The organism is Olsenella sp. CU969 (assembly GCF_905219715.1).
GTDB classification, from domain to species: domain Bacteria; phylum Actinomycetota; class Coriobacteriia; order Coriobacteriales; family Atopobiaceae; genus Granulimonas; species Granulimonas faecalis.
Genome location: NZ_CAJMXC010000092.1, coordinates 1 through 6,637 on the forward strand (window position 1 = coordinate 1; position 6,637 = coordinate 6,637).

At 70.3% G+C, this 6,637-nt stretch carries 4 protein-coding genes and 1 pseudogene; 1 reads left to right on the plus strand and 4 read right to left on the minus strand.

The features are described from left to right. The first annotated feature begins 157 nt into the window (after positions 1-157). Positions 158-1,378, plus strand: coding sequence for a threonine ammonia-lyase (ilvA, locus tag JX283_RS07545; protein WP_204830027.1), 1,221 nt, complete (start codon positions 158-160; stop codon positions 1,376-1,378). A gap of 366 nt (positions 1,379-1,744) precedes the next feature. Here ilvA and leuB read toward each other — a convergent pair whose 3' ends face one another. The 4 genes and pseudogenes from leuB to JX283_RS07565 form a co-directional block, all read right to left on the minus strand. Further along, positions 1,745-2,854 (minus strand): 3-isopropylmalate dehydrogenase, encoded by a 1,110-nt coding sequence (gene leuB / locus JX283_RS07550; RefSeq protein ID WP_370583433.1) that lies wholly within the window; start codon positions 2,852-2,854, stop codon positions 1,745-1,747. Between the two features lie 2 nt (positions 2,855-2,856). After that, positions 2,857-3,363 carry a 3-isopropylmalate dehydratase small subunit gene (locus JX283_RS07555; RefSeq protein ID WP_204830028.1) on the minus strand — a complete coding sequence of 169 codons (507 nt, stop codon included), beginning with the start codon at positions 3,361-3,363 and terminating at the stop codon, positions 2,857-2,859. 2 nt (positions 3,364-3,365) lie between these two features. Next, positions 3,366-4,643 (minus strand): annotated as a pseudogene (locus tag JX283_RS07560) (3-isopropylmalate dehydratase large subunit). Between the two features lie 25 nt (positions 4,644-4,668). Beyond that, positions 4,669-6,198 carry a 2-isopropylmalate synthase gene (locus tag JX283_RS07565; RefSeq protein ID WP_204830029.1) on the minus strand — a complete coding sequence of 510 codons (1,530 nt, stop codon included), beginning with the start codon at positions 6,196-6,198 and terminating at the stop codon, positions 4,669-4,671. Positions 6,199-6,637: the final 439 nt, after the last annotated feature.

The following is a 6,637-nucleotide window of genomic DNA, read 5'->3' on the forward strand; positions in this document are numbered from 1 at the left end:
CTCCCCCATGGGCCCTCCCCGTGCGTCGAGACTGAAAACACCCTGCCGACGGCGCGGCGGGTTTCCCTATAGTACTCGAGAACGGCCGGACCGGGCCCGCGCCCGTGGGACCGGTGACCGCCCGGATGCCACGCACCGCACCGCACGAAGGAGCCCCATGGCAGAGATGCTCACCCTCGAGGCCTTCGAGGAGGCCTCGATCAAGGTCAAGGACGTCACGCAGGAGACCAAGCTGCAGGAGAGCCCGCAGCTNTCGGCCGCCACCGGCAACCGCGTGTGGCTCAAGCCCGAGAACCTCCAGCGCACCGGCGCCTACAAGGTGCGCGGCGCCTACTACAAGATCTCGACCCTCTCCCCCGAGGAGCTGGGCCGCGGCCTCATCACCGCCAGCGCCGGCAACCATGCCCAAGGCGTGGCCTATGCCGCGAGCCGTGCCGGCGCCCGCTCCGTGGTGGTCATGCCCACGACGACGCCGCTTATCAAGGTGGAGCGCACCAAGGCCCTGGGGGCCGAGGTGGTGCTCGCCGGCGACGTCTACGACGAGTCGTGCGAGCGCGCGCTGGAATTGGCCGAGGAGCAGGGCCTCACCTTCGTGCACCCCTTCAACGACCCCACGGTGGNCACGGGCCAGGGCACCATCGCCATGGAGATCGTGCAGGAGCTACCGCTCGTGGACACCATCCTCGTGCCCATCGGCGGGGGCGGCCTCGCCTGCGGCGTCGCCACGTTCGCCAAGCTGTACAACCCCAAGATCCGCGTCGTCGGCGTGGAGCCCGCCGGAGCCGCCTGCATGCGTGCCAGCGTGGAGGCCGGCCATGTGGTCAAGCTCCCCGGTGCCGACACCATCGCCGACGGCACCGCCGTGCTCGAGCCCGGCGACAAGGTCTTCCCCTACGTGCGCGACAACGTGGACGAGATACTCACCGTGGAGGACGAGGAGCTCATCGTCGCCTTCCTCGACATGGTCGAGAACCACAAGATGATCGTGGAGAACTCCGGCCTGCTCACGGTGGCCGCGGCCAAGCACCTGCCCGCCGAGGGCAAGCGCGTGGCGGCGATCCTCTCCGGCGGCAACATGGACGTGATCACCATGAGCTCCGNGGTGCAGCACGGCCTCATCNAGCGCGGGCGCATCTTCACGGTCTCCGTGCTGCTGCCCGACCGCCCCGGCATGCTGGTGAAGGTGGCCTCGGTGNTGGCCGANAACAACGGCAACGTCATCAAGCTGGACCACAACCAGTTCGTGAGCACCAACCGCANCGCCGCCGTGGAGCTCAAGGTGACCATCGAGGNCTTCGGCGCCGGGCACCGCGNCCAGATCGTGACCGCCCTGGCCGACGCCGGCTTCGCAACGACGGTGGTCCAGGCGCAGCTGTAGGGCCGCGAGGCCTTCGGNTCCCGGGACCCGGGTTTTGCATCACGGGAGGGGTTGGGGCCCGGCGAGCAGCGCTCGTCTGTCCCAACACTCGGACACTTTTGTCCCACCGTCACTTTGGTCGGACTCTTCCTCTGCCACACCCGTGGTGAGAGTACCCGCGGAACGTTCTACGGGTGCCGGGAGCGGCAAAANCCACCCGTGGAAGCTTCTGCGGGTGACGGGACGCCCGGGCGGTACCCGCAGAAGCTTCCACGGGCGCTTATCCACCCATAGAACGTTCTGCGGGCACCGAGGGCCACGGCCGTCCCGCCAGTCGGACGCTTCGGGCGCCGCACGCGGGTACCGCCGCGACAGGAGCAGGCGCCCCTAGGCCAGGTAGGCCGCCACCCTCTCGCCCATGGCCGCGCATCCCAGCACGCGGTCGGCCGGGGTGGCGTCGTCGGCGATGTCAGCCGTGCGCCAGCCGTCGTCGAGGGCGCGCTCCACGGCTGCCTCCACGGCGTCGGCGGCCGCGGGCTGGCCCAAGCCGTGACGTAGCATGAGGGCCACGGAGAGGATCTGGGCCAGGGGGTTGGCCACGTCCTTTCCGGCGATGTCGGGCGCCGACCCGTGGCTCGGCTCAAAGAGCGGCGTGCCGTCGCCCAGGCTCGCGCTGGCGAGCATCCCCAGCGACCCTGCCACCATGGAGGCCTCGTCGGACAGGATGTCGCCGAAGGTGTTCTCGGTCACCACGACGTCGAACTGCGCCGGCCGGGCCACCAGCTGCATGGCGCAGTTGTCCACGAGCATGTCGGAGAAGGCCACCTGCGGGTACTCAGCCGCCACGCGGTGGGCCACGTCGCGCCAGAGCTTGCTCGTGCCCAGCACGTTGGCCTTGNCCACCGAGCAGACCGTGGCCCGCGGGCGCCCGGCCGCGGCCTCGAAGGCGTAGCGCACCACGCGCTCGATCTCTCCCTCGCCGTACTCCAGGGCGTCGGAGCACCACACGCCGGGCTCNCCNTTCGCGCCGGCGCCGGGAGCGTCGTCGATGCGCTCGCGGGCCCCAAAGTACAGGCCGCCGGTGAGCTCGCGGACGATGAGCATGTCCACGCCGCGCACAAGCTCGGGCTTGAGGCTCGAGGCGTCCACCAGGGCGTCGAACACGTGCACCGGGCGCAGGTTGCAGTAGAGGCCAAGAGCCTTGCGGATGGCGAGGAGCCCCTGCTCCGGGCGGGGGGCGGCGGGGTCGGTGGTGTCCCACCTGGGGCCGCCCACGCTGGCGAGAAGCACGGAGTCGGCCGCACGGGCGGCCTCCAGGGTGGCGTCGGGCAGGGCGCAGCCGCNGGCGTCGATGGCGGCGCCGCCGATGAGGTGGTCCTCGCAGTCCACGGTGAAGCCGAACCTCTCGGCCACGGCGTCGAGCACCGCGCGCGACGCCGCCATGATCTCTGGGCCGATGCCGTCACCGGGCAGGCAGCAGACGGTGTAGGCGGTCACGGTCACTCCCCCTCCCTGGCGTCGAGCACCCGGCGGGTGCGCTCCACGAGGCCGCCGGCGTCCATGATCTCGACAAGGAACGGCGGGAACGGTTCGGCGGTGAACTCCTGGCCCGTGGTGACGTCGCGCACGGTGCCGGCCTCGGTGTCCACGGCAACGGTATGGCCGTCCTCCACGGCGTCCACGGCCGCGGGGCACTCGAGGATGGGCAGTCCCATGTTGATGGCGTTGCGGTAGAAGATGCGGGCGAAGCTCTTGGCCACGACGCAGGCCACGCCGGCGGCCTTGAGGGCCACNGGGGCGTGCTCGCGCGACGACCCGCAGCCGNAGTTCTCCTCGGCCACCACGATGTCGCCGGGGCGCACGCGGTCGACGAAGGTCTCGTCGAGGTCCTCCATGGCATGGCGGGCCAGCTCGGCTGGATCGGACGTGTTGAGGTAACGGGCCGGGATGATGACGTCGGTGTCGATGTCGCGGCCGTAGCGGAAGGCGGTGCCCTCGAACTCCATGGCTACTCCTCTCGGGGGTCGAGGTCGCTGGGCAGGCAGATGCGGCCGGCCACGGCGCTCGCCGCGGCGACGGCCGGGGCGGCNAGGTAGACCTCGCTGGTCTTGGCGCCNNTGCGACCCACGAAGTTGCGGTTGGTGGTGGAGATGCAGCGCTCGCCGTCGGCGAGGATGCCCATGTAGCCGCCCAGGCACGGGCCGCAGGTGGGCGTGGAGACGACGCAGCCGGCGTCCACGAAGACGTCCATGAGGCCTTCTGCCACGCACTGGCGCCAGACGTCCTGGGTGGACGGCAACACGATGCAGCGGACGCCCGGGGCCACGCAGCGGCCCTCGAGGACGTCGGCGGCCTCGCGCATGTCCTCGATGCGGCCGTTGGTGCAGCTGCCGATCACGGCCTGGTCCACGGCGATGTGGCGGCTCTCGGCNNCGGTGTGCACGTTGCTGGGCAGGTGCGGCCAGGCCACGCAGGGCTCCACCTCAGCCAGGTCGATGGTGACGGTGCGGGCATAGGCGGCGTCAGCGTCGGGGTGGTACTCGGTCCACGGGCGCTCGCAGCGGCCCTCGAGCCATGTGCGGCAGACGTCGTCCACCTCGAAGAGCCCCGCCTTGGCGCCGGCCTCGATGGCCATGTTGGCGATGGTGAGTCGCCCCTCCACGGAGAGGTCGGCCACACCGGGGCCGCCGAACTCGAGGGCCTGGTAGAGGGCGCCGTCGACGCCGATGAGCCCGATGAGGTGCAGGATGACGTCCTTGGCTGTGACATAGGCGGGCAGCTCGCCCACGAGCTCCACGCGCAGGGTCTCGGGCACGCGGAACCANGCGCGGCCGCTCGCCATGCCCACACCGGCATCGGTGGAGCCCACGCCGGTGGAGAAGGCGCCGATGCCGCCGTAGGTGCAGGTGTGGGAGTCGGCGCCGATCACGAGGTCGCCGGGGCCCATGACGCCCTGCTCAGGGAGCAGCGCGTGCTCCACGCCGGCGCGGCCCTGCTCCCAGTAGTGGGAGATGCCCTGAGCGNGGGCGAAGTCGCGCATCCTCTTGGTCTGCCCGGCGCTCTTGATGTNCTTGNTGGGGNNGNAGNGGTNGGGCACGAGGCACACNCGGTCGGCGTCCCACACGCCGTGGCCGAGGTCCTCCNCCACGTCGATGGCGATGGGGGCCGTGANGTCGTTGGCCAGCACGAGGTNGAGGTCGCACTCCACGAGCTGCCCGGGATGCGCCTCGGACAGCCCCGCGTGGGCCGCGAGGATCTTCTCAGCCATGGTCATGGGCCTGGGCATGGTTGTCTCCTAACTCGCGCCGTGCCTAGNCACGCTCGCGCTTGTCGGCGATGAGGCNGTTGAGGGCGTTGAGGTAGGCGCGGCAGCTCGAGACGATGATGTCGCCGTCGGAGCCGCGGCCGATGTAGACCTCGCCGTCGCCCCCGGTGACGCGCACNGTGACCTCGCCGAGGGCGTCGATGCCGCGGGTGACGGCCTTGACCGAGAACTCCGAGAGGTCGCAGCCCACGCCCACGACCTTGTCCACGGCCTTGTAGACGGCGTCCACGGGGCCGGTTCCGTAGGCCACCTCGGTGATGCGGTTGCCGTCCTCGCCGATGAGGGTGAGGGTGGCCGTGGGGGTAAGCGGGAAGCCGCAGGCGATCTGCACGGCGTCCAGGGTCCAGATGGCCTCGTCGGCGCGGTTGCGCTCGTTCACGATGGACTCGAGGTCGCCGTCGTAGACNTCCTTCTTCTTGTCGGCCACCTCGAGGAAGGCCTCGTAAACGGGCTCGAACTCGGCGTCGGTGAAGGCGTAGCCCAGCTCCTCGTAGCGGTGGCGCAGGGCGGCGTGGCCGCTGCGGGCCGAGAGGATGATCTGGGAGCCGCCGGCGCCCACGTCGGCCGGGTCGATGATCTCGTAGGTGTCGCGGGCCTTGAGGACGCCGTCCTGATGGATGCCCGAGCTGTGGGCGAAGGCGTTGGCGCCCACGATGGCCTTGTTTGGCTGCACGTTGATGCCGGTGATGGAAGAGACCAGGCGGCTGGCGCGGGTGAGCTCGCGTGTGTCGACGCCCGTGTGCGCGTCGAGCTCCTCGCCGTGCATGCGGATGGCCATNACCACCTCCTCCANGGCGGTGTTGCCGGCCCGCTCGCCCAGGCCGTTTATGGTGCACTCGATCTGAGAGGCNCCGTTGCGCACGGCCTCCATGGCCAGCGCCGTGGCCATACCGAGGTCGTTGTGGGTGTGCACGGAGANGGTGACGTCCTCGATGCCGCGGACGTTCTCCATGAGGGAGCGGATGCGGGCGCCGAAGTCCCACGGCAGGTTGTAGCCGGTGGTGTCGGGAATGTTCACCACGGTGGCGCCGGCGTCCACGGCTGCCTGGATGATGCGGACGAGGAACGGGATGTCAGCGCGGCCGGCGTCCTCGGCGTAGNACTCCACATCGTCCACGAAGCTCTTGGCGGAGCGCACGGCATGGACGGCCCGCTCCACGGCCTGGTCCTCGGTGAGGCGCAGCTTGTCGCGCAGGTGGGACGGCGAGACGCCCAGTCCCGTGTGGATGCGGGGGCGCTTGGCCGTAGCCAGAGCCTCGGCGGCCACCTCGATGTCGCGGNCAACGGCGCGGGTNAGGCCGCACACCACGCAGTCGTCGCCGGCCAGGCGGCCGATCTCGGCCACGCTCTTGAAGTCGCCCGGGCTCGAGATGGGGAAGCCGGCCTCGATGNCGTCGACCTTCATGCGGATGAGCTCGCGGGCCACCACGAGCTTCTCCTCGGTGTTCATGGANGCGCCGGGCGACTGCTCGCCGTCGCGCAGGGTGGTGTCGAAGATGGCGATCTTGCGGGTCATGGTCCCTCCTTGGGGGTCCGGGGCCCGCGGCGTCAAGAGAAAGCACGCGTGGGGCCCAAGGGCGACGCGTGCTCTCGATGGTGCTGGGTGCTCGCGTCTTGCTAGGTCGCAAGGGCGAGAAGGGACCGCGGGGACGGTGCGTGGTTCATGGGGCCGCCTCCTCGGTCGCGGACTGATGCTTGTGGAGGGAGTATGTCATGGTTCTGTGGAGGGGACAACAGGGCGTTTTCAGATGGAAACAGAAACGGGACCGGGCGGGGCTTCTCCGCACCTGAACGCGGTTGAGGACGACCCATCCCGCACCTGAACGCGACTAGGGGCGGATTCCTGTCGCATGGACACGAAGAAGGGCGCCCCGGGCACGGATTCTGTGCCCGGGGCGCCCTCAACCGCATTCAGGTGCCAAGGGGGTGCCAGGGGGTGCCGCCAGGGGGGTGCC